The 24,960-nt window shown below is 71.3% G+C and carries 22 protein-coding genes and 1 riboswitch; of the genes, 7 read left to right on the plus strand and 15 right to left on the minus strand.

Annotated elements, in window-relative coordinates; genetic code table 11:
- Positions 1 to 83: 83 nt before the first annotated feature.
- Positions 84 to 776, plus strand: a complete 693-nt coding sequence (locus AC1DXJ_RS04995; RefSeq protein ID WP_477632804.1) for a DNA-3-methyladenine glycosylase family protein — start codon at positions 84 to 86, stop codon at positions 774 to 776.
- Here the strand turns inward: AC1DXJ_RS04995 and AC1DXJ_RS05000 are convergent.
- From AC1DXJ_RS05000 to AC1DXJ_RS05010, 3 genes are read right to left on the minus strand one after another with little or no spacing between them, the layout of a single operon-like run.
- Positions 763 to 2,856 (minus strand): elongation factor G-like protein EF-G2, encoded by a 2,094-nt coding sequence (locus tag AC1DXJ_RS05000; protein ID WP_477636460.1) that lies wholly within the window; start codon positions 2,854 to 2,856, stop codon positions 763 to 765. The genes AC1DXJ_RS04995 and AC1DXJ_RS05000 overlap by 14 nt on opposite strands.
- A 53-nt stretch (positions 2,857 to 2,909) precedes the next feature.
- Entirely contained in the window at positions 2,910 to 5,204 is a 2,295-nt protein-coding gene (locus tag AC1DXJ_RS05005) for an ATP-binding cassette domain-containing protein (protein WP_477632967.1), read from the minus strand.
- On the minus strand, positions 5,170 to 5,910 hold the full coding sequence (locus AC1DXJ_RS05010; RefSeq protein WP_477632806.1) for an ECF transporter S component: 741 nt from the start codon (positions 5,908 to 5,910) through the stop codon (positions 5,170 to 5,172). Before AC1DXJ_RS05010 ends, AC1DXJ_RS05005 begins: the two co-directional genes overlap by 35 nt.
- A gap of 89 nt (positions 5,911 to 5,999) precedes the next feature.
- A riboswitch (TPP riboswitch) is annotated at positions 6,000 to 6,102 on the minus strand.
- 129 nt (positions 6,103 to 6,231) lie between these two features.
- Here AC1DXJ_RS05010 and AC1DXJ_RS05015 point away from each other — a divergent pair.
- Positions 6,232 to 6,510 carry a DUF4235 domain-containing protein gene (locus AC1DXJ_RS05015; RefSeq protein WP_477624497.1) on the plus strand — a complete coding sequence of 93 codons (279 nt, stop codon included), beginning with the start codon at positions 6,232 to 6,234 and terminating at the stop codon, positions 6,508 to 6,510.
- A 28-nt stretch (positions 6,511 to 6,538) separates the two neighbouring features.
- Here AC1DXJ_RS05015 and hutI read toward each other — a convergent pair whose 3' ends face one another.
- Genes hutI through AC1DXJ_RS05030 form a run of 3 tightly spaced genes read right to left on the minus strand, consistent with a single transcriptional unit; the run spans position 6,539 to position 10,247 of the window.
- On the minus strand, positions 6,539 to 7,711 hold the full coding sequence (gene hutI / locus AC1DXJ_RS05020; protein ID WP_477632807.1) for an imidazolonepropionase: 1,173 nt from the start codon (positions 7,709 to 7,711) through the stop codon (positions 6,539 to 6,541).
- A complete protein-coding gene (locus AC1DXJ_RS05025; RefSeq protein WP_477632808.1) occupies positions 7,708 to 9,042 on the minus strand; it encodes a formimidoylglutamate deiminase in 1,335 nt (444 codons plus the stop codon). The genes hutI and AC1DXJ_RS05025 overlap by 4 nt, the downstream gene beginning before the upstream one ends.
- Positions 9,039 to 10,247, minus strand: a complete 1,209-nt coding sequence (locus AC1DXJ_RS05030) for an allantoate amidohydrolase (RefSeq protein ID WP_477632809.1) — start codon at positions 10,245 to 10,247, stop codon at positions 9,039 to 9,041. Before AC1DXJ_RS05030 ends, AC1DXJ_RS05025 begins: the two co-directional genes overlap by 4 nt.
- A gap of 181 nt (positions 10,248 to 10,428) precedes the next feature.
- Here AC1DXJ_RS05030 and AC1DXJ_RS05035 point away from each other — a divergent pair, with 181 nt between their 5' ends.
- A complete protein-coding gene (locus AC1DXJ_RS05035; RefSeq protein ID WP_477632810.1) occupies positions 10,429 to 10,902 on the plus strand; it encodes an aminoacyl-tRNA deacylase in 474 nt (157 codons plus the stop codon).
- A gap of 83 nt (positions 10,903 to 10,985) precedes the next feature.
- Here the strand turns inward: AC1DXJ_RS05035 and hutU are convergent, their stop codons facing one another.
- From hutU to AC1DXJ_RS05070, 7 genes are all read right to left on the minus strand, one after another.
- The gene (gene hutU / locus AC1DXJ_RS05040) at positions 10,986 to 12,641 is read right to left on the minus strand and encodes a urocanate hydratase (RefSeq protein ID WP_477614111.1); all 1,656 of its coding nucleotides are present in this window, start codon (positions 12,639 to 12,641) and stop codon (positions 10,986 to 10,988) included.
- A 60-nt stretch (positions 12,642 to 12,701) separates the two neighbouring features.
- Complete coding sequence (gene hutH, locus AC1DXJ_RS05045) at positions 12,702 to 14,267, minus strand: histidine ammonia-lyase (protein ID WP_477636461.1); 1,566 nt, start codon at positions 14,265 to 14,267, stop codon at positions 12,702 to 12,704.
- A 76-nt stretch (positions 14,268 to 14,343) separates the two neighbouring features.
- Positions 14,344 to 15,735, minus strand: coding sequence for an aldehyde dehydrogenase family protein (locus AC1DXJ_RS05050; RefSeq protein ID WP_477636462.1), 1,392 nt, complete (start codon positions 15,733 to 15,735; stop codon positions 14,344 to 14,346).
- On the minus strand, positions 15,732 to 16,166 hold the full coding sequence (locus AC1DXJ_RS05055) for a cupin domain-containing protein (RefSeq protein ID WP_477636463.1): 435 nt from the start codon (positions 16,164 to 16,166) through the stop codon (positions 15,732 to 15,734). Before AC1DXJ_RS05055 ends, AC1DXJ_RS05050 begins: the two co-directional genes overlap by 4 nt.
- Positions 16,159 to 17,235, minus strand: a complete 1,077-nt coding sequence (locus tag AC1DXJ_RS05060) for an isocitrate/isopropylmalate dehydrogenase family protein (RefSeq protein WP_477636464.1) — start codon at positions 17,233 to 17,235, stop codon at positions 16,159 to 16,161. Before AC1DXJ_RS05060 ends, AC1DXJ_RS05055 begins: the two co-directional genes overlap by 8 nt.
- On the minus strand, positions 17,232 to 17,546 hold the full coding sequence (locus tag AC1DXJ_RS05065; RefSeq protein WP_477636465.1) for a putative quinol monooxygenase: 315 nt from the start codon (positions 17,544 to 17,546) through the stop codon (positions 17,232 to 17,234). The genes AC1DXJ_RS05060 and AC1DXJ_RS05065 overlap by 4 nt, the downstream gene beginning before the upstream one ends.
- Positions 17,543 to 18,670: an Ldh family oxidoreductase gene (locus AC1DXJ_RS05070; RefSeq protein WP_477624506.1), complete on the minus strand. Its 1,128-nt coding sequence runs from the start codon at positions 18,668 to 18,670 to the stop codon at positions 17,543 to 17,545. The genes AC1DXJ_RS05065 and AC1DXJ_RS05070 overlap by 4 nt, the downstream gene beginning before the upstream one ends.
- Positions 18,671 to 18,752: 82 nt before the next feature.
- Here AC1DXJ_RS05070 and AC1DXJ_RS05075 point away from each other — a divergent pair, with 82 nt between their 5' ends.
- Positions 18,753 to 19,418 (plus strand): GntR family transcriptional regulator, encoded by a 666-nt coding sequence (locus AC1DXJ_RS05075; RefSeq protein ID WP_477624507.1) that lies wholly within the window; start codon positions 18,753 to 18,755, stop codon positions 19,416 to 19,418.
- Positions 19,419 to 19,442: 24 nt separating this feature from the next.
- Here the strand turns inward: AC1DXJ_RS05075 and AC1DXJ_RS05080 are convergent, their stop codons facing one another.
- Both AC1DXJ_RS05080 and AC1DXJ_RS05085 read right to left on the minus strand, forming a co-directional pair.
- Positions 19,443 to 20,117 carry a response regulator gene (locus AC1DXJ_RS05080; protein ID WP_477624508.1) on the minus strand — a complete coding sequence of 225 codons (675 nt, stop codon included), beginning with the start codon at positions 20,115 to 20,117 and terminating at the stop codon, positions 19,443 to 19,445.
- Positions 20,114 to 21,751 carry a sensor histidine kinase gene (locus AC1DXJ_RS05085; RefSeq protein ID WP_477624509.1) on the minus strand — a complete coding sequence of 546 codons (1,638 nt, stop codon included), beginning with the start codon at positions 21,749 to 21,751 and terminating at the stop codon, positions 20,114 to 20,116. Before AC1DXJ_RS05085 ends, AC1DXJ_RS05080 begins: the two co-directional genes overlap by 4 nt.
- 144 nt (positions 21,752 to 21,895) lie before the next feature.
- Between AC1DXJ_RS05085 and AC1DXJ_RS05090 the strand changes: the two genes are divergently transcribed.
- Genes AC1DXJ_RS05090 through AC1DXJ_RS05100 form a run of 3 tightly spaced genes read left to right on the plus strand, consistent with a single transcriptional unit; the run spans position 21,896 to position 24,959 of the window.
- A complete protein-coding gene (locus AC1DXJ_RS05090; protein ID WP_477624510.1) occupies positions 21,896 to 22,900 on the plus strand; it encodes a Bug family tripartite tricarboxylate transporter substrate binding protein in 1,005 nt (334 codons plus the stop codon).
- Positions 22,900 to 23,406, plus strand: coding sequence for a tripartite tricarboxylate transporter TctB family protein (locus tag AC1DXJ_RS05095; RefSeq protein WP_477614122.1), 507 nt, complete (start codon positions 22,900 to 22,902; stop codon positions 23,404 to 23,406). The genes AC1DXJ_RS05090 and AC1DXJ_RS05095 overlap by 1 nt, the downstream gene beginning before the upstream one ends.
- Entirely contained in the window at positions 23,406 to 24,959 is a 1,554-nt protein-coding gene (locus AC1DXJ_RS05100) for a tripartite tricarboxylate transporter permease (RefSeq protein WP_477624511.1), read from the plus strand. Before AC1DXJ_RS05095 ends, AC1DXJ_RS05100 begins: the two co-directional genes overlap by 1 nt.
- Position 24,960 lies beyond the last annotated feature (1 nt).

A 24,960-nucleotide genomic window follows, 5' to 3' on the forward strand; every position in this document is an offset into this window, starting at 1 on the left:
GTGGTGTCCCCTCCGCCGGACGCCACTTCTGTGTCCGCCCTACGTGGCTCGGAGCCGCGACGGCTCTCGGGTAGCGTCGCGACGTGGACGACGACCTCTTCGGACGGACGGTGGCGGGGCTCACGGCTGCCGACCCCCAGCTCGCCGAGCTCGTCTCGACCCACGGGGTTCCTGCCCTGTGGTTGCGGCCCACGGGGTTCCCGAGCCTGGTCCTGTTCATCCTCGAGCAGCAGGTCTCCCTCGCCAGTGCCGCTGCGGCATACCGCAAGGTCGTGGAGCGGATCGGGGACATGGCTCCCAGCGCACTGCTCGCCAGCACCCCGGAGGAGCTGCGGCTCGACGGGGTGTCCCGGCAGAAGGACGGCTACCTGCGCGCCCTGGCCACGGCCGTCGAGACGGGCACCCTTGACCTCGACGGGCTGGGTGACCTCGACGACGCCGCCGTCCGTCGTGCGCTGACGGCCCTGCCCGGCATCGGCCGGTGGACCGCCGACGTCTACCTGCTGGCCTGCCTGGGCCGTCCGGACCTGTGGCCCGTCGGCGACCGCGCCCTGCAGGTGGCCGCTGCCGAGACCCTGGGGCTCGACACCGTTCCCGACCAGGCTGCCCTCGAAGCCCTGGGCGAGCGCTGGCGGCCGCACCGTTCGACGGCTGCCCGACTGCTGTGGCACGGCTACCTCGTGCGTCGCGGCCGGGCCGAGACCCCCAGCGACCTGTTCGCCGGAGAACGAGAGCGAGCTCGGCCCGACGGCCCGGGAGGCGTCAGCCGGCGGTGATCTCCCTGGCGAGGGCAGGCGGCATGTAGTCGTAGCGGACGAAGCTGCGCGTGAACGTGCCGGTGCCGTGGGAGACCGACCTCAGGTCGACCGGGTAGCGAGCCAGCTCGTGCGCGGGCACCTCGGCATGGATCAGGGTGCGCCCCCCGACGTGTGCAGGCTCGGTGCCGTGCACCTGCCCGCGGCGTCCGCGGAGGTCGGCCAGGACCCCGCCGACGGCGTCGTCGCTGACCTCGATGTGCACCTCGTCCACGGGTTCGAGCATCGCGACGGTCGAGTCGTTGGCGGCTTCGCGCAGAGCCATCCCCGCGGCGGTCTGGAAGGCCATGTCCGAGGAGTCGACCGAGTGGGCCTTGCCGTCGACGAGGGTGATCCGCACGTCCACCACCGGGTAGCCCGCCAGTACGCCCTTCTCCAGCTGGACTCGGGCGCCCTTCTCCACCGACGGGATGTAGTTGCGAGGCACCGCCCCGCCGACCACCTTGTCGACGAACTCGATGCCGGCCCCTCGCTCCAAGGGCTCGATCTCGAGGTGGCACACGGCGTACTGCCCGTGACCGCCGGACTGCTTCACCAGTCGACCCTGGACCTTGGTGGGCCGCACGAAGGTCTCCCTCAGCGATGTCCGCACCGGCTCCACCTCGACCGGCACGTGGTAGCGCGACTCCAGCATCGCGATGAGCTGGTCGACGTGGGCAGGCCCCATGGCCCAGAGCACCAGCTGGTGGGTCTCGGAGTTGTGCTCGAGCCGCATCGTGACGTCCTCGGCGACCAGTCTCTGCAGGGCCGTGGCCAGCTTGTCCTCGTCCCCCTTGGAACGAGCGTGAATCGCCACGGGCAGCAACGGGTTCGGCAACAACCACGGCTCGACCAGAGCGGCCCTGTCCTTGCGCGACAACGTGTCGGAGGTCTCCGCGCCCGCGAGCTTGGAGACGACGACGATGTCACCGGCGATCCCCGCACTGACAGGTCGGGTCTCGTCGCCGAGCGGGGCAGCCAGCGGCCCGATGCGCTCGTCGTCGGTGTCGTGGTCGGCGTGTTCGTCGACGAGGTGGGTCGCGAAGTGCTGCAGGTGCCCCGAGATGTGCACCGGTTCGTCGGGGCGCAGCGTCCCCGAGAACACCCGGACCAGCGACTGCCGGCCTACGAACGGGTCGGTCGTGGTGTGCACCACCTCGGCCACGAGCGGGCCGGTCGGGTCGCAGGTCACGGCACCGAAGTCCCCACCGGCCGAGGTGTAGACGGTGGGGATCGCCGCTCCGACGGGTGAGGGAAATCCCTTCTCGCACAGCTCGATCAACGCCTCGATGCCCACGCCCGTGGGTGCATGCGTCGGCAGGATCGGGAAGAACCGAGCCGTGGCCACGGCCATGCGCAGGTCGGCGGCGATCACCTCGGTGTCGATCTCCTCGCCCTCCAGATAGCGCTCGAGGAGCCCTTCGTCCTCGGACTCCTCGATCACGGACTCGATCAGCTCACCACGCTGGGCGTCGATCAGCTCACCCTCGTCGACGCTCGGCTCCCTGTCGGCCTCACCGCCCCCTGGCTGCTGTTCGGTCACGGTGCGACGCAGGAGGTTGAGCAGGCCCTTGACCGAACCGTCGACGACCAGCGGGAGGGCCAGCGGCTCGGCGTCACCGAACGCCCGCTGGCACGCGTCGACCGTCGCCTCGAAGTCCGCCCGCGCCTGCTCGAGGCGCGTGACCACGACCGCGCGCGGCATACCGAGGACGTCGCACTCGCGCCACAGCAACCGGGTGGGTTCGTCGACACCGTCGGCGGCGGAGACGACGAACACCGCCGCGTCGGCCGCCCGCAGCCCGGCGCGCACCTCGCCCATGAAGTCCGGGTGGCCCGGGGTGTCGAGCAGGTTCACAGTCAGCCCACCCGTCGGGACCGACGCGGCCATGAGCGACAACGTCGCCGAAGAGTCCCCTTCACGAGCGCGGCGGCCCGGGATCCGAGCCGCCACGAACTGGTCGAAAAGGGCCGTCTTGCCGGCCCCGCTCGACCCCACCAGGACCACGTTGCGGATCTGCTCGGGCGATGAGGGACCCGCGGCGTCGCTGACACGGTTCATGGGTTCACCTTGCTCCGGTCACCCACGGCGCACAAGACCCGGACGACACCCGGTCAGCGCCAGCCGGCCGCCACGACCACCGGCAGCATGCTCGCCGCGACGACCAGCCAGTCCGCACCCCGCCACGGAGCCGGCGCAGCCCACGTGCGGCGGTATGCCGTGGCGAACCCGCGGGCGTCCATGGCCACGGCGAGCGTGGCCGCGGCCTGGAGCGACCGCACGAGGATCCCGATGGTGAGGGCCCAGAGCTCGGCCAGCACCGACCGGGGCGACCGTGCCGTGGCGCCGATCCCCCGCACCCGTCGGGCCCGCGCGATCTCCGACCAGATCTCGCCGAACGTGTGCACCCGCTGCAGTGCTGCCGCCACGGCCACCACGGGACGGGCGGGCAGCCGCAGCCGTTGCCCGAGGTGGTCGCCGAGGGCATCCGCGTCGACGTGCTGGATGAGCACCGCCGACGGCAGCACGATGATGAGCACCCGCAGTCCCCCGGTGAAGGCGGTGTCGAGGTCGTGGCCCCCCAGCAGCCACGTCGACCACGCCACGGACAGGGCGCCGAGGAGTCCTGGGCCGAGCCGCAGGAGCACCCCGCGCAGCCGACCGGTGGGCGCTGGCCCGTCGCCAGGAGCCAGCAGTGCCAGGCCCGCGAGCGCGACCTGCACCGCGAGCACGACGAGGCTCGTGGACCAGCGCGGTGAGACCACGCCCGCCGGGATCGCGAGGCTCGCCCCCGCCATCAGCGACAGGGGGCCGGCCCGCGCCACCAGCGGGCGTCGACGTGCCGGTTCGACGGGTGGCTGCACGGGCCGGTCGATCATCGTCACCGCATCCGCCCTGGTGATGACTGCGTCGTCATGAGTGGTCAGGACGACCGCCGAACCCGCGTCCCGCAAGCCCTCGACGATGCCCATGACGGCGGCCCAGGTGAGCCGGTCCTGGCCGACCGTGGCTTCGTCGGCGCAGACGAGGTCCGGCTGGTGGACCACCGCGGACGCCATGGCGAGCCGGCGCTGCTCTCCGCCGGACAGGTGTCGTGGGTCAGCCTGCGCGAGGTGGGCCAGGCCCAGGTGGTCCAGGAGGGCCCGGGCGCGCTCCAGCGCCTCGGACTCGACGAGCCCGACCGCTCGCGAGGTGGTCATCACCTCGTCGAGCACGGTGTGGCTGACGATCGTCGAGCTCGCCCACTGGGGCACCCAGGCAACCCGCGGGGCCAGGTCGAGGGTGCCCAGCGCGTGCGGGTCGCGCTCCCCGTCGACGGCGAGGTCGGGCCGCAGCCGCACCTCACCGGCCTGCCGTCGCAGCAGCCCGGCCAGCGCCAGCAGCAAGGTCGACTTGCCCGCCCCGCTCGGGCCCACCAGCGCGTGCACCTGCCCTGCGCGCGCCTGGAACCACTGGTCCCGCACCGCGACCGTGGTGCGGGTCGAGCCGTCGAGCGCTTGCACGGACCGGGTGATGGTGACGTCGGCGGCGTCGAGGGTGAGCAGGTTGGCTCCGGTCGACGAGGTGTCGAAGACACCCGCAGGTATGCCGCGTGGTTGCGGGTCGGGGAATCCGGGCACCCAGATCCCCTGGGCCGCGAGGGATTCTCCGTGCTGGGCGAGGACGGCGAGTGGTTCGCCGTCGGCTGCGACCCGGCCGCTGTGGTCGAGGACGACGAGCCGGTCGACGACGTCGAGCCACGGACCGAGCCGGTGCTCCACGACGACCGTCGTCAGCCGGCGGGACCGGGTCACCTCGTCGACGGTCCTGCGGACGGAGTCGGCGTTGGCGGGGTCGAGCATCGCGGTGGGTTCGTCGAGCAGCAGGACCGTGGGCTCGAGGGCGAGCGCCCCCGCCAGGGCAAGCCGCTGCTGCTCACCGCCGGACAGGGCATGGGTGGGAGTGTCCTGGGGCAGGTCGAGGCCGACGGCGGCCAGCGCGGCGGTGACGCGCGCCGACATGTCCGCACGCGGCATACCGATGTTCTCGAGGCCGAACGCGACGTCGCGGCCGACCGTGGCCGACACGATGCCCGCGCCCGGCTCCTGGAGGACGAGGCCGACGTCGCCGGCCCGCGTCCCGGGAACCGCGCCGTCGAGCAGCACGGTGCCAGTGCGTTCCCCGGAGTCGGCGACCTCGAGCACCCCGGCAAGTCCACGCAGGAGGGTGGACTTGCCGGAGCCGCTCGGACCGACGAGCAGGACCCGCTGTCCCGAGGGGATGTCGAGGTCGAGGCCGGGGATGACCGGTTCGCGGCGGCCGTACGGACGCCAGGTCAGTCCCCGGACCTCGAGATGTCCCCGACGCTCCTTGGGGGCGCCGGGACGAGGGTGCTCAGACAGCGCGTGACTCCCGGGCTTCCTGCCCAGCCGGGAACGCTCCCAGGGCGCCGGCTCGAGCCAGGCCGCGCGTCAGCAGCCACCCGAGACCGCCGGCCACTATCGCGCCCGCGACGGTGAGGATCCCGGCGTAGGCGAGCTTGTAGCCCATGTCCCAGTCGGTCCAGTAGACCTGCCATTCGTAGAGAGCTTCCAGCGGAGCCGAGAGGGCTCCGGCAAGCAGGGCGGCGCCGAGGCCGAACGCCGCGTACCCGAGGATCAGGAAGGCGATCTCCGCGCCGAGACCCTGCACGATGCCCGAGACGAGGGTGGTGAAACCCCACTTGGTGCCGGGCAGCATCGAGACGAGGGCCGCCACCACCTCACACAGCAAGGCCGAGCCCGGGCGTCGAATGGCGAGGCCGCCCACCACCCCGGCCATCAACCAGGGGGCTCCCGTGATGCCCTGAAGCGGTGGGAAGAGGGCCTCGAGCCCAGCCGCCGGTGCGGTGTAGGCCAGACCCCAGGCCCAGTAGGCGACACCGAACGCGGCGCCGAGGAAGGAGACCGTCAAGAGGTCGACAGTGCGCCAACCCCAGAGGTTCCCGCTGGCGCGGATGCTGCCGCGGCGGGTCCCGGTGGAAGAGGTGGACGAGGTCGCGCTGGCCGAGGTGGCCGGGGTGGTGGTGTCGGCCTGGGTGGCCGGGGTGGATGGTGCCGTGTCGGCCGAAGTGGCCGGGGTGTTCTTGGTGCTCATGTGTTCTTCTCCCGTGGAATCCGGTGGATGCCTCGGGGAGACCCCTTGCCGGGAGAAGACACCTGTGGTGGCGCACTTCACCCGACAGGTGTCTGAGATTCTCGACTCCCTACGCCGGTGCGAACCGGATCAGGTGTGAGGGTCTGCGGTCTCCCGCACTCTCAGCGCTTGCGCGCTCCCCTGTCGTTACCCGTCGAACCATACTCCTGGGTGTGGCAGGGTGGAGCCGCAGGTCAGCGGCAATTTCGCGTGGCGACGGGTCGCGACGCGGGGACACGGATCCTCAACGGGTCCGCGACAGGTACGGGAGAGGTGTGCGACATGGGACCACTGGTGTGGCGAGTGCTGGGGACCGGATCGGCGGTGCTCGCGGGTGTGGTCGCCAACAAGCTGGTCACCACCGCGTGGAAGAAGGCCGGCCGCGACGCCGTCGTCGACCCGCGTGACCCGCGCACCCCGTGGAAGGACGCCATCGCGTTCGCTGCGCTGACCGGACTGGCGGCTGGTGCTGCCCGGGTGATCGCGACCCGCAAGGCCGCCGAGTACTACGAGAAGTCCGCCGGGCACCTGCCCAAGGCGATGCAGCACGGCGACGCCTGAGGGCGCAGACCTCCACGACGCCTGAGCGTCAGGCCCCGTCCAGGTCGAGGGCCTTGGCGATCGGTACGCCCGCACGGTAGGACAGGTGGACGTGCGACGGCGCGTCGAGGACGGTGAGATCGGCTCGAGCCCCCACGACGATCCGTCCGATGTCATTGCGCCGCAGCGCCTTCGCCGAACCCGTCGTGGCCGCGAGCACCGCCTCGCCGGGCGTCAGGCCCATCTCGCGCACCGCCAGGGCGATGACGAACGGCATCGACGACGAGTAGCAGGTCCCCGGGTTGCAGTCCGTGGCGAGTGCGATCGACACGCCGGCCGCCAGCAGGGCAGCGGCATCGGGGTAGGGCGAGCGCGTGGAGAACTCCACCCCGGGCAGCAGGGTCGCCACCGTGGTGTCCGCTGCGGAGGCCAGCGCGTCGACGTCGGAGGCTGAGAGGTAGGTGCAGTGGTCGACGCTGGCCGCTCCGAGCTCGACGGCCAGCTGGACCCCGGGCCCGTGACCCAGCTGGTTGCCGTGCACCCGCAGCTCGAGTCCCGCACGACGTCCGGCGAGCAGCACGGTGCGCGCCTCGTCCTCGGTGAACGCGTGGGCCGAGTGTGGTTCGCAGAACACGTCCACCCACCTCGCGTACGGAGTGGCCGCCTCGAGCATCGGGCCGGTCACGAGCTCGAGGTAGGTCGCCCGGTCCTCGGCGTACTCGCGCGGCACCACGTGGGCCCCGAGGAAGGTCGTCTCGGAGGTGAACTCGCGGGCGATGCGCAGGGCCCGCGCCTCGTCCTCGATGGTCAGGCCGTAGCCGCTCTTGATCTCGACGGTCGTCGTGCCCTGGGCGCGCATCTCGGCGACCCGCAGGGCGACGAGTGATCGCAGCTCGTCGTCGGTGGCGGCCCGGGTGGCGGCCACCGACACCCCGATGCCACCACCGTCATAGGGCGTGCCGGCCATCCGCGCGGCGAACTCGTCACCACGGTCCCCGGCAAACACGAGGTGGGAGTGCGAGTCGACGAAGCCCGGCAGTACTGCTCGACCCCCCACGTCGACCTGGTCATCGGCCATCGGGGCGCCCGACGCCGGACCGATCCACGCGACGTGCCCGCCCTCGATGACCACTGCGGCGTCGCGCACGAGGCCGAGCCGGTCAGGGGTCGACCCGTCGCAGGTGACGAGCTCGGCGATCCCGGTGACGACGGTGCTGCTCACTGGTGCTCCCTCACGTCGGCCAGCGCCTTGCCGAGCAGCGCCGCCACGTCGCCCAGCCGGTGGCGTCCCGCCTCCACGACCGTGCTGCCGCCGACCACCACCCGGTCGACGTCGGATCGCGTGGCGCAGTAGAGGATCTGACCCGCCTTGGCGCCAGCGGTGTTGACGGTGTCGGTGCGCACGACGACGAAGTCCGCCGCGGCCCCCTCCGCGATCACACCGGCGTCCTGCCAGCCGAGGCTGCGGTAGCCGTCCGAGGTGGCGGCCGTCAGCAGCTCGTCGGGGGTGAACCGGCCGCGCTCGTTGCTGGCGAGCCGTTCGTGCATCTCGAGCCCCCGCACCTCCTCGAACGGGTCGATGACCGCGTGCTGGTCCGAGCCGAGCGACAGGCGCGCGCCCGCAGCCGTCAGCGCCCTCGCGGGACCGATGCCGTCGGCGAGGTCGCGCTCGGTCGTCGGGCAGAAGCAGGCCGTCGTGCCCGACTCGCCCAGCAGGCTGATGTCCCGGTCGGACAGGTGCGTCGCGTGCACGGCACTGAACCGGCCGCCGAGCAGACCGGCCTCGTCGAGGAGCTCGGTCGGCGTGGCGTTGTAGAACATCTGCGTCGCGAGGTTCTCGGCCGGCTGCTCGCTCACGTGGGCGTGCACCGTGCGGCCACGCGTCACCTCGGCCATCGCCCGCAGGTCGTCCCGCGGCACGGCGCGCACCGAGTGCACTGCGGCGCCGATCCGGGTCGTGGCGTCCGGAGCCAGGGCGGCCACCCGGGCTGCCCACGCGTCGACATCGCCGTCGCTGAACCGCCGCTGGACATCGTCCAGTGGCACGTGCCCGTCCCCTGCCAGCCCACCCGCGAGATAGCAGGTGTCGAGCAGGGTCAGCCGCAGGCCGGCGTCCCGCGCGGCCGCGATGAGCGCCTCCCCCATCGCGTTGGGATCGGCGTAGGGGCGGCCGCCCACGCTGTGGTGGAGGTAGTGGAACTCCCCGACGACGGTGATCCCCGAGAGCACCATCTCGGCAAACACCGCCCTGGCCAGGGCGAGGTAGGTGTCCGGAGTGAGGTGCCGCGTGACGGCATACATCTGCTGTCGCCACGTCCAGAAGTTGCCGCCGTCTCCGTGGGTGCGCCCGCGCAGGGCGCGGTGGAAGGCGTGGCTGTGGGCGTTGGCGAATCCCGGCAGCACCACGCCGTGCAGCCGTTCGTCACCCGGTTCGGGGCGGGCCCGGTGCACCCCTGCGAAGACCCCGTCGACCACCTCGAACCGCACACCCGTGGCCAGTCCGGTGGGGAGCCACGCGTGCTCCGCCCAGTACTGGGTTGATCCAGCCGTCACGCCTGCGCCCCCGTCAGGTCCTCGAGGACGGCCGTCAGGGCCGCCACCCCTTCGAGGCAGTCGGAGAGCTCCGCATGCTCCTCGGGTGAGTGCGAGACGCCCGTGGGGTTTCGGACGAAGAGCATCGCGGTGGGGATGCCGGCGTTCGCGAGGATGCCGGCGTCGTGCCCGGCCCCCGTGCCCAGGACAGGTATGCCGCCGAGCCGGGTCCCCAGCCGCGCGCTCAGCCCGGCGTCGAAGGGCGTGGACGGGGTCCACGACTCCTCGGTGATCCGCCCGCCGGACTGCTCGACCATCGCGCTGATGTCGGCGACCGCGCGGCGCACGGCGCGAGGGCTGGCGCCACGGGCGTCGAGCCATCCCGTCACGGCGCTCGGGATGGCGTTGACACCGCCCGGCGTCACCACGACCTTGCCGATGGTCGCGACGCAGCCGTTCGTGATGGCGGCCTCGCGCGCGGCGAGCACCGCACCGGCATACCCGAGCATCGCGTCGTGGCGGTCCTCGAGCCGGGTGGTCCCGGCGTGGTTGGCCTCGCCGGTGAAGTCCAGCCGCCACCTGCCATGGGGCCAGATGTCGCTGCCGACCGCGACGGGGTGGTCGAGGTCGATGAGGCCGCGTCCCTGTTCGACGTGCAGCTCCACGAAGCTCCCGATGCGGCGCATGGCGTCGTCGTCCCGACCGATCTGGTGCGGGTCGCGACCAGCTGCTTTGAGCGCGTCAGCCATGGTGGTGCCGTCGGCGTCCGTCAGGCTGCGTGCGCGACGCGCGGTCATGGCACCGGTGATGACCCGGGAGCCGGCGCAGGCCACGCCGAACCTGGCGCCCTCCTCGTCGACGAAGTTCACCACCCCGATCGGCCTGGAGGGCTCAAACCCCTTGTCCCGCAACACATCGATGGCCGCGAGCGCGCTGACTACCCCCAGCGGACCGTCGAAGGCACCGCCGTCGGGGACGCTGTCGAGGTGCGACCCCGTGACGACTCCCTTGTCCCCGCGGGCGGCCGCCGCATCGGGGTCCCCCCACCAGGCCCACTGGTTGCCCATCCGGTCCTCGGTGAGGTCGAGCCCGCGCGCGCCGCACTCGCCGGTGAACCACTCGCGGAGGTCGTGGTCCTCGCGGGTCCAGGCAAAGCGCCGGTAGCCACCTGACTGGGCGCTGCGTCCGACGGGCTGGAGGTCAGCCCACATCGACTCGAAGCTCACGGTGCCCTCTCTGGCGGCGGCGGCAGGACTGGGGCCGGTCCGCGGTGGACGCAGACCGACGACCAGACCATTCCACACCAGCGGACGTGATGATGTGCGGGCTCCTCCACCATTCCGTCTCGGATCACAGACAGGCGCCGGGCGAGAGGGTGGCGGACCGGGTGGCGGCTAGGCTTCCACCGTGACTGACGACGGCGCCGCACGGGCGGCGGCAGCGCTTGCGGCCAGCGGCATCGAGCACACCATCACGCGCCACGGCCGGGTCAGCTCGCTGGAGGAGGCGGCCGCCGCGCGGGGCGTTCAACCGGGCGACATCATCAAGACCCTGGTGGTGCGGCGGGCGGAGGACGACTACCTCTTCGTGCTCGTGCCGGGTGGTCGTGAGATCTCGTGGCCCAAGCTGCGCGCCCTGCTGGGCGTCAACCGGATGTCGATGCCCGACGCCGCAACCGCCAAGGACGTGACCGGCTACGAGCGCGGGACCATCACGCCGTTCGGCTCGCTGACGGCGTGGCCCGTCGTGGCGGACGCCTCCGTGGCCGGACGCCTCATCTCCATCGGGGCGGGTGCCCACGGCGTCGCCGCGACCGCGCAGGCCGACGACGTGGTCGCCGCCCTGGGTGCCCAGGTCGCCGACGTCACCGACCCGGCCTGAACCCACCGCCCCCGCCTGAACCCGCCCCCAACGCGAGGTATGCCGGGTGGTGACCACCCGGCATACCTCGCGTTGGTGCGAGATCAGCTCTCGCGCATGGGGATCCGCACGCCCTGCTCCCGGGCAGTGCGCTCGGCGATGTCGTAGCCGGCGTCGACGTGGCGGATGACGCCCATCGCCGGGTCGTTCGTGAGGACGCGGGCCAGCTTCTGCGCCGCGAGCTCCGTGCCGTCCGCGAGCGAGACCTGGCCGGCGTGCAGGGAGCGACCGATGCCGACGCCGCCACCGTGGTGGATCGAGACCCACGAGGCGCCGGAAGAGGTGTTGACGAGGGCGTTGAGCAGCGGCCAGTCCGCGATGGCGTCGGAGCCGTCGAGCATGGCCTCGGTCTCGCGGTAGGGGCTGGCCACCGAACCCGTGTCGAGGTGGTCGCGCCCGATGACGATGGGGGCGCTCACTGCTCCCGTGCGGACGAGCTCGTTGAACGCCAGACCCGCCTTGTCGCGCTCCCCCTGGCCGAGCCAGCAGATGCGGGCAGGCAGACCCTGGAAGGCGATCCGGTCCTGGGCGCCGCGGATCCACTTGTGCAGCCGGTCGTTGTCGGGGAACAGGTCGAGGACGGCCTTGTCCGTCGCCGCGATGTCCTTCGGGTCGCCCGAGAGCGCCACCCAGCGGAAGGGGCCCTTGCCCTCGCAGAACAGCGGCCTGATGTAGGCCGGCACGAAACCGGGGAACTCGAAGGCGCGCTCGTAGCCGCCCTGGCGCGCCTCGTCGCGGATCGAGTTGCCGTAGTCGAAGACCTCGGCCCCTGCGTCCTGGAACTCCACCATCGCCTGGACGTGCTTGGCCATCGACTCGCGCGCCCGGTCGGTGAACTCCTCGGGCTTCTTCTCGGCGTACTCGTGCCAGTCGCCCACCTCGATCCCCTCGGGGAGGTAGGACAGCGGGTCGTGCGCAGACGTCTGGTCGGTGACGATGTCGATCGGCACCCCGCGACGCAGCAGCTCGGGGAAGATCTCGGCGGCGTTCCCGACCACACCCACCGACCAGGCGCGCCGCTCGTTCTTGGCGGCGACGGCCTTGTCGATCGCCTCGTCCAGCGACGAGGCGACCTCGTCGAGGTAGCGGTGCTCGACCCGGCGCCGGAGCCGCGACTCGTCGACGTCGACGATGAGGCAGGCGCCCTCGTTCATCGTGACGGCGAGCGGCTGCGCGCCGCCCATGCCACCACAACCGCCGGTGAGCGTGAGGGTGCCGGCCAGCGTTCCGCCGAAACGCTTCTCAGCGATGGCGGCGAACGTCTCGTAGGTCCCCTGCACGATGCCCTGGGTCCCGATGTAGATCCACGAGCCGGCGGTCATCTGCCCGTACATCGTCAGCCCGAGGTGCTCGAGCCGCCGGAACTCCGGCCAGGTCGCCCAGTCGCCGACGAGGTTGGAGTTGGCGATGAGCACGCGCGGCGCCCACTCGTGGGTCTGCATGACGCCGACCGGACGACCGCTCTGCACGAGCATCGTCTCGTCCTGCTTGAGCGTGGTCAGGGTGCGGACCATGGCGTCGAACGACTTCCAGTCACGCGCAGCGCGGCCGGTGCCGCCGTAGACGACGAGGTCGTCGGGACGCTCGGCGTTCTCGGGGTCGAGGTTGTTCATCAGCATGCGCATCGGGGCCTCGGCCCCCCAGTGCTGGGCTGTGAGCTGCGAGCCGCGGGGTGAGCGGACGGGGCGGGCGCCTTCCATGTCGTTCTCCTTCAGTGCCTTGGTCAGACGGTTCAGTGACGAGCGGGGTATGCCGTGGTGTCAGTTGAGGGGGCCGGTGACCGACTCTGCCGCTGCGACGGCCACGCCGCTCGCGACGAGCTGGACGGCCACCTCGATCTCAGGGGCCAGGAAGCGGTCGGTACCCGGTGCGGGGGCGCCCGCGTCGCGGAGCGCCTTGACCACGGCCCCGGTGGCCGGTGCCGGGGTCAGGGGGGCCCGCAGGTCGATGGCGCGGGCGGCGGTGAGCAGCTCGACCCCGAGAACGCGGGTCAGCCCGTCCACCGAGCGACGCAGCTTGCGGGCAGCCGACCACCCCATCGACACGTGGTCCTCCTGCATCGCCGAGCTCGGGATCGAGTCGACCGAGGCGGGCACCGCCAGGCGCTTCATCTCGGACACGATCGCCGCCTGGGTGTACTGCGCGATCATGTGGCCGCTGTCGACGCCGGGGTCGTCCGCGAGGAAGGCGTTGAGCCCGTGGTTGCGCGACACGTCGAGGAACCGGTCGGTCCTCCGCTCCGAGATCGAGGCCAGGTCGGCGGCGACGATCGCGAGGAAGTCGAGGACGTAGGCGACCGGCGCCCCGTGGAAGTTGCCGTTCGACTCGACCCGTCCGTCGGGCGTGACGACGGGGTTGTCGACCGCGGAGGCGAGCTCGAAGCCCGCCACCGTCGCGGCATACTCCACGGTGTCGCGGACCGCGCCCGCCACCTGCGGTGAACAGCGCAGCGAGTAGGCGTCCTGGACGCGCGTGCAAGCCTCAGGGTCGCGGTGGCTGTCGCGGATCCCGCTGTCCTGCATCAGCTTTCGCAGGTTCTCGGCGGACCTGGCCTGGCCCGGCTGCGGGCGCAGCGCGTGGAGGTCCGCCGCGAAGACGTCGTCGGTCCCGAGCTGGCCCTCGACGCTCATCGCGGCCGAGATGTCGGCGGTCTTGAGCAGTGAGCGCAGGTCGGTGATGGCGAGCACGAGCATGCCGAGCATGCCGTCGGTGCCGTTGATGAGGGCCAAGCCCTCCTTCTCACGCAGCTCGACCGGGGTGATGGCCGCCGCGGCGAACGCCTCGCTGGTCGGCATCCGCTCCCCCGCGGCGTCGCGCACGACTCCCTCGCCCATGAGGGCGAGCGCACAGTGGGACAGCGGCGCGAGGTCGCCCGAGCAGCCCAGCGAGCCGTACTCGTGGACGACGGGCGTGATGCCGGCGTTGAGCATCGCGACGTAGGTCTGCAGGGTCTCCTCGCGGATGCCCGTGCGGCCGGTCGCAAGCGTGGAGATGCGCAGCAGCATCAGTGCGCGAACCACCTCGCGCTCGACCTCGGCGCCCGAGCCGGCGGCATGCGAGCGCACCAGCGAGCGCTGGAGCTGGGCGCGCAGCTCGACCGGGATGTGCCGCGTCGCCAGCGCACCGAACCCGGTCGAGACGCCGTAGTGCGCGACCGTGTCGTCGGCGAGCGCCTCGATCACCTCGCGGGTGCGGCGCACCTCCGCCAGCGACTCATGGGAGATCTCGACCCTGGCGTCGTGCCGGGCGACCGCGACGACGTCGTCGAACGAGACGGGCCCGGTCCCGACGGTGACGGTCGGCGCTGAGGTGACAGTGGTGGTCATGCCTCCATTGCAGCGGAGGTATGCCGCGTGCGCGCCCTGCGCAGGCGGCATACCGTCTCGGATGCGAGACGATGGGTCAGGCGGACACCCAGTAGGTGCGCTGGTTGGTGAACTCGAGGATCCCCGCGTCAGCCAGCTCACGACCGTAGCCGCTGCGCTTGGTGCCCCCGAAGGGGACCCGGGGGTCGGAGGCGACCACCGCGTTGATGAACGCCGCACCCGAGGTGACCTGTCGCGCGACGGCGACGGCCCGCTCGGGGGAGCGGCTCCAGACGCTGAGGCCCAGTCCGTAAGGGGTCGCGTTGGCGAGCCGGATCGCGTCGGCCTCGTCGGAGGCCACCGCGACGGCCGCGACCGGACCAAAGGTCTCCTCGTCGAACGCCGGCATCCCGGGACCTGCGTCGAGCAGCACGGTGGGTGCGTAGAAGTAGCCCGCGCCGTCGACGCTGCGCCCGCCGGCGGCCAGGGTCGCCCCTGCGGTCACCGACAGGTCGACCTGTCGCTGCAGGGCGTCCCGCAGGTCCGAGCGGGCCAGCGGCCCGACCGTCGTGGTGGGGTCGGTGGGGTCGCCGACGACCAGCGCACGGACGCCCTCGAGGAACAACCGGGTGAACTCCTGGGCGACCGGCGCCTCGACGATGAACCGTTTCGCGCAGACGCAGCTCTGGCCCGAGTTGGTGAACCGGGCGCCGACGGCAGCCGCCGCCGCTGCGGGCACGTCGGCGTCGGCGAGGACGACGAACGCGTCCGACCCACCGAGCTCGAGGACCGACCTCTTGGACGCGCGACCCGCGGCCGCGCCCACCATCTCACCCGCTCGGTTGCTGCCGGTCAGGGTGACCGCGGCGATGCGTTCGTCCTCGATGAGCCGCCCCACGGTCGCGGGGACGTCCTCCTCGGCCACGACCAGGGTGGTGAACAGGTCGGTGGGGAACCCTGCCCGGACGAAGGCCTCAGCGAGGGCGAGGGCGGAGCCGGTGACGTTGGGCGAGTGCTTGAGCAGGACCCCGTTGCCGGCAGCCAGGGTAGGGATGGCGAAGCGCATCACCTGCCAGACGGGAAAGTTCCACGGCATCACGGCCAGCACCAGCCCCAGGGGTTCTGGTGATACGAAGGCGGAAACCCCTGCGGGCGAGTCGATCTCGACGTGGCGGGTCGCCAGGATCGAGGCCGCCTGACTCGCGTAGTAGTCGGCGGTGACCGCTGACTTCCCGACCTCGCTGCGGGCCTGGGCCAGCGGCTTGCCCATCTCGGAGGTGACGAGCGAGGCATACCTCTCGGCATCGGCGCGGAGGTGGGCCGCGAGCCGGACGAGCAGCTCTGCGCGGTCTGCCACCGCCACCTGGCCCCAGGCACGGGCTGCGGCGGCGCCGGCGACCAGCGCCTTCTCGATGTCGTCGGCCCTCATCGAGTCATAGCTAGCGAGGACGCTCCCGTCAGCGGGGTTGACCGTGGCGATCGTGCTCATGGCGTGCTCAGGCCGCCTCGGTCGCTCTCCGACAGGTGCTCGAACGTCTCACCGGTGGCGGTGATCGTCCGGGTCACGTCGCGTCCGCCGTACACCCAGTAGATGCGCATCGGCCCGGCGCCGCGATTGTAGAAGCGGTGCGGGATGCCGGCCGGCACCCACGTGGCTTCGCCGGCGACGAGGTCGAACCGCTCGTCACCGATCTCGGCAACGGCCTCGCCCTCGAGGACCAGGACGGACTCCTCGACGTTGTGGCTGTGCAGCGGCAGGCCGGTGCCGGGCTGGAACTGGGTCTGGCCGGTGGTGATCCTGTTGGCCTCGCAGTTCCACTTCCCGACGTACGGGACGGTCACGACGCCGTTGCCACGGTCGAAGGGCCGCACCTCGTGGGGGCGGATGAGCAGGGTCGGGGCGAGGGGCTGGTCAGGCATGGGAGGGCTCCTGGGTCAGGGTGCCGATGAGGGCGCTGGTGAAGTCGTCGGTGCCGAGGGGGCCGCCGAGGTCGCGGGTGCGGGTGGCCGGGTCGGCGATGGTGGCGGTGACCGCGGCGTCGAGCAGTCGTCCTGCCTCGCGCAGCTCCGGCCTGCCGGATCGTGCGCCGTGCCAGTCGAGCAGCATCCCGGCCGAACGGATCAGCGAGGTGGGGTTGGCGATGCCCTGCCCGGCGATGTCGGGCGCGGACCCGTGCTGGGCCTGCGCCACGCAGACCCTGTCCCCGGCGTTCACCGACCCACCGAGGCCGAGACTGCCGCAGAGCTCGGAGGCCTCGTCGCTGAGGATGTCGCCGAACATGTTGGTGGTCACGACGACGTCGAACGACCCGGGGTCGCGGATCAGCCGGGCGGCGGCCGCGTCGACGATGAGCTCGCGCAGCTCCACGTCCGGGAAGTCGGAGGCGACCTCGCGCACGCAGCGCAGGAACAGCCCGTCCGACAGCTTGAGCACGTTCGCCTTGTGCACCGCGGTCACGTGACCCCGGCGGGTGCGCGCCAGCTCGAAGGCTGCGCGAGCCACGCGTCGCGAGGCTGGGGCGGTGATCTTGCGGATCGAGAACGCGGAGTCCTCGTCGGGCATGAACTCACCGCTACCGGCATACATGCTGCGGTCGGAGTAGAAGCCCTCGGTGTTCTCCCGCACGATGACCAGGTCCATCGGGGTGCGGAGCACGCTCAGGCCGTCGACCGACCGGCACGGACGGATGTTGGCGTACAGCGCGAAGCGGGTCCGCAGCTCCGCGCTGGGGTTGATGCCACCCTGCTCCCGCCCCGGGTAGTCGTAGTGCGAGACCGGTCCGAGGACGGTGCCGTCGACCTCGGTCACCCGCTGCAGGACGTCGCCCGGCAGGGTCGTGCCGACCGACGCCAGCGAGGCCAGTCCGATGTCACGGTGCTCCAGCTCGAGCCCCAGACCCAGCCGGCGATCGAGGGCGAGCAGGACCTCGACGGTCGCCTGGGTGATCTCGGGGCCGATGCCGTCCCCCGGCAGGACGAGGATCCTCACCGCTCGCTCCCGTCGTGGTGGAACCGTCGCGTGGCGAGGGTGTTCACCTGGCTGCCCGGCACCACGCACCGGCTCGCGGCCGTGCGCCAGTCCGCGAAGTGCGGAGTCGCGCGGTGGGCGGCCACTGCGTCGTCGTCGGCGTAGACCTCGTAGAACACGAAGTGGTGGTCGTCGGTGACGTCCTGGGTCACGTCGAAGTAGAGACACCCCGGCTCGTCGGCGAAGGAGCGCTCGGCGTTCGCGGCGATGGCGGCGACGAACTCGTCGAGCCTCCCCGGGACGACGGCGAGAGAGACGACGAGGGCGATCATGCGGGGACCTCCGGTCCGTCAGGGGCGCTCGGGTTGGCGGCGAGTGGGGCGGGGAGGGCGATGCCCGCCTCCCGCCCGAGCGCGGCGAGCGCTTCGGTCGTGGCATCGGCCAGGGGTATGCCGTCGGCGGACAGCCGGCGCCGGCTGCGGTCCTCGAGCTCACCGGGGACGAGGATCTCGTCCGCCCACGTCGCGAGGGCGCCACCGCGGGTCTGGTCGACCAACGCCTCGATGCGGGCCGAGAACTCGTCCGGGTCGGACACCGCGGCCACGTCGATGGTGATGAGGAGGTGCCCGGCGCCGCTGCGCCGCTCCGGGTCGTAGGGACCCGCGACGCCGTCGCCGAACGCGCTGCCCGTGAGCACCCCCGCCAGCACGTCCATCATGAACGAGATGACGTAGCCCTTGGGGCCGGCCATCGGCAGGATCAGGCCCGCGATCGCCGCCGCAGGGTCGGTCGTGGGCGCGCCATCGCTGTCGGCGGCCCAGCCCTGGGGAATCTCCTCGCCACGCTCGGCAGCCAGGTAGACCTTGCCGCGGGCGACAGCCGTGTTGGCCAGGTCCATGACGACCACGCCATGACGACCTGCGGGGGCGGCGATGGACCAGGGGTTCGTGCCGATGCTCTTCGCGGTCCCGCCCCAGGGCGCCATCGCGGGGCTGGCGTTCGTGACCAGCAGGGCCACACAGCCGGCCTCGGCCGCCTGTCGGGTGAAGTACGCCGCCGTGCCGAAGTGTCCGGAGTTGCGGACCGCGACCCCGCTGATGCCGTGCTCCCGGGCGAGCTCGATCCCCAGGTCGACCGCCCGCTGCGTGATGACCTGGCCGATGCCGTGCCGTCCGTCGAGCACGACCACGGCGCCACTGTCCCGCGCCACGTCCGGGGCGGTGACCGCCTCCATCGCTCCGCTGCGCAGCCGGGTGAGGTACCAGGGCAGTCGGAGCATCCCGTGCGAGGCGTGGCCCCACAGCTCTGCGGTGACGAGGGAGTCGGCCAGGAGCGCGGCGTCGGTGTCGGGCACTCCGTCGGCGTGCAGGAGGCGGGTCGCGAAGTCAGCGAGGTCCGTGGCCGCGAAGATGGCCCCTCGAGGGGCAGCGCCTCCGGCGGGCTCGGGCTGGGTCACGTGGTGCTCCTTGGTGGGACTGTGCGAGACTGGGTGAAGGAAAGCATACTTGTATACAAGTGTGCAAGATGGGAGAGACCAGATGGTGGATCGTCCACGCCGGGCGTCCGGCGGACAGCTCGTCTACAGCGAGCTGCGCCGCCAGATCCTCGACCTCGAGCTCAGGCCCGGAGAGCGGCTCTACGAGCCAGAGCTGGCCAGCCGGATGCAGGTGAGTCGCACGCCCCTGCGCGAGGCGCTGCGGTTGCTGCTCGCCGAGGACCTGCTCGACCAGCTGCCCACCGGCGGCATGGTGGTCCGGCTGTTGAGCGCGCGCGAGATCGAGGAGCTCTACTCGGTGCGCGCCGCGCTGGAGGGCCTGATGGCCGCCGAGGCCGCGACCCGCCTCGACGACGAGGGCGCAACCACGTTGCGTCGACTGGTGGACCGCAACGAGAAGCTCGTCGACCTGCCCAGCGATGCGATGAACGCGGGACACGACTTCCACCTGGCCATCGGCGCGATCGCAGGGCACGAGTGGGCCTCTCGCCTGCACGGGCAGGTCGACGGGCAGATGGCGCGCTACCGCGCGTTCACCAACCAGTCCCAGGAACGCCGGACCACTGCCCTGCGCGAGCACCAGGACATCCTCGAGGCCCTGGTGGCCCGAGACCCCGTCCGCGCCCACGCCGTTGCCGAGGCGCACGTGCTCGCGGCGCGCGACACCGCGCTCAGCGCCATCTCCGACCGGCTCGAGCAGTCCGGCTGAACGCCGGCGGCCCGATCCACGGCGTCAGCGAAGCCGGTAGCGACGCTCGGGCCTCCCGGCCGCGCCGTACCTCGGACGCATCTCGGCCGTGCCGACCGACACGAGGTGCTCGAGGTAGCGCCGGGTGCTGCTGCGGGACAGGCCCGTCGACTCGGCACACTCCGTCGCCGACAGCCCGTCCTCGTCGGCCGCCTCGAGGGCCTGGCGCACCAGGTCCGTCGTCTCCGGGCTGATGCCCTTGGGTGAGCCTCCCACCAAGCGGGCCCCGCTCGCCCGGAACACCCGGTCGACGTCGTCCTGACCCGCCTCGGTGAGCTCGGCGAGCTCAGCCCGGTGCACGGCATACTCACCGAGTCGTTGCTGGAGGGACTCGATCTCGAACGGTTTGACGAGGTACTGGAAAACCCCGCCACGCAAGGCGGTTCGCAAGGTGTCGAGGTCGCGCGCGGCACTGATCACGATGACGTCGACGTCCTCGCCGCTCCCCTCGCGCAGGCGTGCCAGCACCTCCAGCCCGGTCATGTCGGGGAGGTAGATGTCGAGCAGGACCAGGTCGGGCCGGGTCACCTCGACCGCCCGGAGGGCGTCGGTGCCCGTGCTGGCAATGCCCGCGACCTCGAAGCCCGGCTGCCTCGCCACGACGCTGGAGTGCAGCCGCGCCACCATGAAGTCGTCGTCGACGACCAGCACCCTGATCACGATGCCTCCTGGTGCACCAGCACGGGCAGCGTGGCGACGAAGACCGCGCCCTCGTCGTTGGTGACGATGATGTCCCCGCCGCGATTGCGACAGATGAGCCGCACGATCGCCAGTCCGATGCCACGCTCCTGCGCCGTCGTCGTGGACTTCGTGCTGAACCCCCGGGTGAAGACCAGCTCACCGATCGTGGAGTCGATGCCCGGGCCACTGTCGCGCACGGTCACGGTCATCGCGTCGCCGGAGTGCGAAAGAGTCACTTGCACAACGGGATCGGCGCCACCACCGGCGGCCGCGTCGAAGGCGTTGTCGATGAGGTTGCCCATCACGGTGTTGACGTCCGCCGCCAGCGCGTCGTCGAGAGGGGGCACGTTGCTGGTGGCGTCGACGACCAGCTCGACGCCGCGCTCCGTCGCCTGGCTGGCCTTGGCGATGAGCAGGGCGGCAACCGCCGGATCCTGCACGTGCGCAGCGACATTGGTCGTCAGGGTGCTCGAGTCGTCGGTGATCTGCCGGATGTAGCTGCGCACCCCGTCGAACTCCTCCAGCGCGATCAGACCACTCACGACGTGCATCCGGTTGCTGAACTCGTGGGCCTGCGCCCGCAACGTGTCGGTGGTGCTCTTGGTCAGGTCGAGCTCGCGCTGGAGCTCGAGCATCTCGGTGCGGTCGCGCATCGTGGCCACCCAGCCGATGTGCCTGCCGCGGCTGGTGACCGGCATCCGGTTCACGGTGAGCACCCTGCCACGGACTGGCATGACATGGTCGGTGAGCTCGGTCCCGTCGTCGAAGATCTGGTCGGCCCGCCCCGTGCCGTCCACCTCCGCGAGGGTCCGCCCCCCGGACGTGAGGGGTATGCCGAGCAGGTGCGCCGCTTCGTCGTTGACCATGGTGATGCGGTGGTCGAGGTCGACCGCGAGCACGCCTTCCTTGATGCCGTGCAGGAGGGCTTCGCGCTGCTCCACCAGTCCGGCGATCTCGCGTGGTTCGAGCCCCAGGGTCTGGCGCTTCACGCGCCCGGCGAGGAGCAGCGAACCCACCACCCCGAGCAGGCTCGCGATCCCCAGGTAGGTCAGCAGGTTGGGCAGGGCGGTCTCGAAGTTGTCGAGGATCGAGGGATAGGCGCGGACGACCGCCACCACACCGTCGGTCTCACGGGTGTCGACGTTGATGATCGGGGCCATCGCGAGTGCCGCTCCCGTGCCCTCCTGCGCACCGACCCACGACCGCCCCTCGAAGGCGTCGGTCGGCTGCAGGTACATGGCCCTCCGCGGAAGCGCGTCGCTGGAGGCAATGACCCGCCGGTCCCTGAGCGCGAGCAGCACCGTGGTCGAGCTCGAGAAGGTGCGCCCCGACTCGACCACCGACTGGGCCTGGCCCAGGAAGTCCTCACCGCCCGATGCCGCGGCCTCCCGCACTCCAGCGGTGACAGCCAGGCGTTCCGCGACGGCAAGGGCCCGGCTTCCCTCGGTCTCGCGGGCGCGGGCGTCGGACTGGGCCAGGGAGACCGCGGCCACTCCGACGAGGACGACGCACACGATGGCCAGCTGCATCGCCAGCATGCGGCTGGCGAGCGTCCAGCGCCGCCGCCAGGGCCAGCGCCGTCGGGCCAGCCACGCGCGCCATCGATCGTCCACGGCTCGATTGTGTCTGGGCTGCCTGCGTCCGACCAGCACCGCGTGAGCACAAAGGACAAAACAGAGTTTGCGCACCTAACCGTGACACCGCGATCGAGGCCGGGCACGGTGTGCTTCGAACCCCCTCAGACAAAGGAGTCTCCCGTGCAAGTACGGACCCCCCTCAAGGTCGTGGCAGCCGCCACGGTCGCCGGTCTCGCCCTGAGCGCCTGTGGCGTGAGCGGCGACGACTCGTCAACCGAGACGAGCAGCTCCTCTGGCCCCGTCAAGGGCCTGCGCATCCTCGTGCCGAACTCCCCCGGCAGCGGCTACGACACCACCGCCCGCCTCGCGGCCAAGGCCATGCAGGATGCCAAGCTCAGCGAGACGATCGAGGTCTTCAACTCGGCAGGCGCCGGCGGCACCGTCGGTCTGCAGCGCCTCGTCAACGAGAAGGGCCACGACGACATCCTCATGCAGATGGGGCTCGGGGTCGTGGGCGCCGTCTACACGAACAAGTCGAAGGCCACGCTCAACGACACCGTCCCGATCGCCAAGCTGATCGAGGAGTCCGAGGCGATCGTCGTGCCGAAGGGCTCCCCCTACGACACCCTCGACAAGCTCGTCGCGGCGTGGAAGGCCAACCCGGGCAAGGTCCCCGTCGGTGGTGCCTCCAACGCCGGTGGCCCCGACCACCTGACCCCGATGCTCCTCGCCAAGGCCGTGGGCATCACCCCGAAGGACGTCAACTACGTGGCGTACGACGGTGGCGGCGAGCTGCTCACCGGGGTCCTCGGCAAGAAGGTCGCCTTCGCGGCGACCGGCATCGGCGAGGTCGCCGAGCAGGCGAAGTCCGGCGACGTGAAGATCCTTGCCGTCACCAGCGCCAAGCCCGTGGAGGGCGTGGACGCTCCCACCCTCAAGAGCCTCGGTGTCGACATGGAGTTCACCAACTGGCGCGGCATCGTGGGTCCCCCCGGGCTCAGCGACGCCAAGACCAAGGAGTACGTCGACCTGCTGACCAAGATGCACGGCACCGACCAGTGGAAGAAGACCTTGGCCGACCAGGGTTGGACGGACTCCTTCCAGACCGGTGACGAGTTCAAGACCTTCCTGACCGCGCAGAACGACAGCGTCGCCGGCGTTCTCAAGGAACTGGGACTGGCCTGATGTCCAGCAGTCCGACTGCGGCAGAGAAGGGGGGCCGCTCCGAGTACGGAGTGGCCCTCCTCCTGCTGGGCCTCGGCGCCTGGGCGATCGTCGACGCGCTCGGGGTGACCGACACCGCGTCTCGTGGTCCCGTCAATGCCCGCACCGTTCCGATCGCTGTCGGGCTGCTGCTCATCCTGATGGCTGCCCTGCTCACCGTGGACCTGGTCCGTGGTGGGCGGGGTGAGGCCGAGGGTGGCGAGGACGTCGACCTCAGCCACGGCAGCGACTGGCGCACGATCGGCCTGCTCGTGGGCTCGTTCGCCGCCAACGCGCTGCTCATCGACCCGCTCGGCTGGCCGATCTCGGGGGCGATCCTGTTCTTCGGGACCACCTACGCCCTCGGTGCGCGGCACTACGTCCGCATGGCGCTGATCTCGATCGTGCTCTCGGTGGGGTCCTGGTACCTGTTCTTCCTCGGCCTGGGCATCAAGCTCCCGGTCGGGCTGCTCAAGGGAATCCTCTGATGGACGGAATCAACGCCCTCATCGACGGCTTCGGCACCGCGCTGACGCCGACGAACCTCCTCTACGCCGTCATCGGCGTGGTCCTCGGCACCGCCATCGGCGTGCTCCCCGGCATCGGCCCGGCGATGACCATCGCCCTGCTTCTGCCGCTGACGTTCACGCTCGAGCCCACTCAGGCGTTCATCATGTTCGCGGGCATCTACTACGGCGGCATGTACGGCGGGTCGACGACGTCGATCCTGCTCAACACGCCAGGCGAGAGCGCGTCGGTCATCACAGCGATCGAGGGCAACCTGATGGCCAAGAAGGGCAGGGGCGCAGCTGCCCTGGCCACGGCGGCGATCGGATCCTTCATCGCGGGCACCATCGGCACCCTGGCCCTCGCCCTCGTCGCTCCCCAGATCGTCAAGCTCGCGATCCAGCTCGGTTCACCCGACTACTTCGCCATCATGATGTTGGCCTTCATCGCCGTGACCACGGTGCTGGGGTCGTCGAAGATCCGTGGCCTCGCCTCACTCGGCATCGGACTGCTCATCGGGACCGTCGGCATCGACCCGACCTCCGGCCAGCAGCGGCTGACCCTCGGCATCCCCCAGCTCGCCGACGGCATCGACGTCGTCGTGGTCGCCGTCGGCCTCTTCGCGGTCGGCGAGGCGCTCTGGATCGCCGCGCACCTGCGCCGCAACCCCGCCGAGATCATCCACGTCGACGGCGCCCGGATGAACCGCGAGGACTGGCGGCGCTCGTGGAAGCCCTGGTTGCGCGGCACCGTGATCGGTTTTCCCTTCGGTGCCATCCCTGCGGGTGGAGCGGAGATCCCGACCTTCCTGTCGTACGCGATGGAGAAGAAGCTCACCAAGCACCCCGAGGAGTTCGGTCACGGGGCCATCGAGGGTGTGGCCGGGCCCGAGGCCACCAACAACGCCTCGGCCGCCGGTGGCCTGGTGCCACTGCTGACCCTCGGCATCCCCACCACCGCGACCGCGGCGGTGATGCTCGGTGCGTTCCAGTCCTATGGCATCCAGCCCGGACCGCGCCTGCTCGACGACCAGTCGGAGCTGGTGTGGGGCCTGATCGCCTCGCTGTTCATCGGCAACGTGATCCTGCTGGCCCTGAACCTGCCCCTCGCGACCATCTGGGCGCGGCTGCTCAACATCCCGCGCCCCTACCTCTACGCCGGCATCCTCTTCTTCGCCAGCATCGGAGCCTATGCCGCCAACACCTCGACGTTCGACCTGTGGCTGCTGCTCATCATCGGCGGTCTCGGGTTCTTCATGCGCCGCTTCGGCCTGCCGGTCGTCCCGGCCATCATCGCGATCATCCTCGGCCCGGTGGCTGAGGAGCAGCTGCGACGGGCACTGCAGATCAGCGACGGCGAGCTGTCCGGTCTGGTCAACACGCCCTTCTCCAAGATCGTCTACGTCATCGTCGTCCTCCTGCTCGTGGTCCCCGTGGTCATCGATCGCGTGCGGTCACGCCGCGGTGGCGGCGACAGCGGCATCCAGGACGTGTCCCCGCTCGGCCACCAGCACGCCAACCAGGAAGGGCAGTAGT

The organism is Pedococcus sp. P2_D9 (assembly GCF_056404275.1).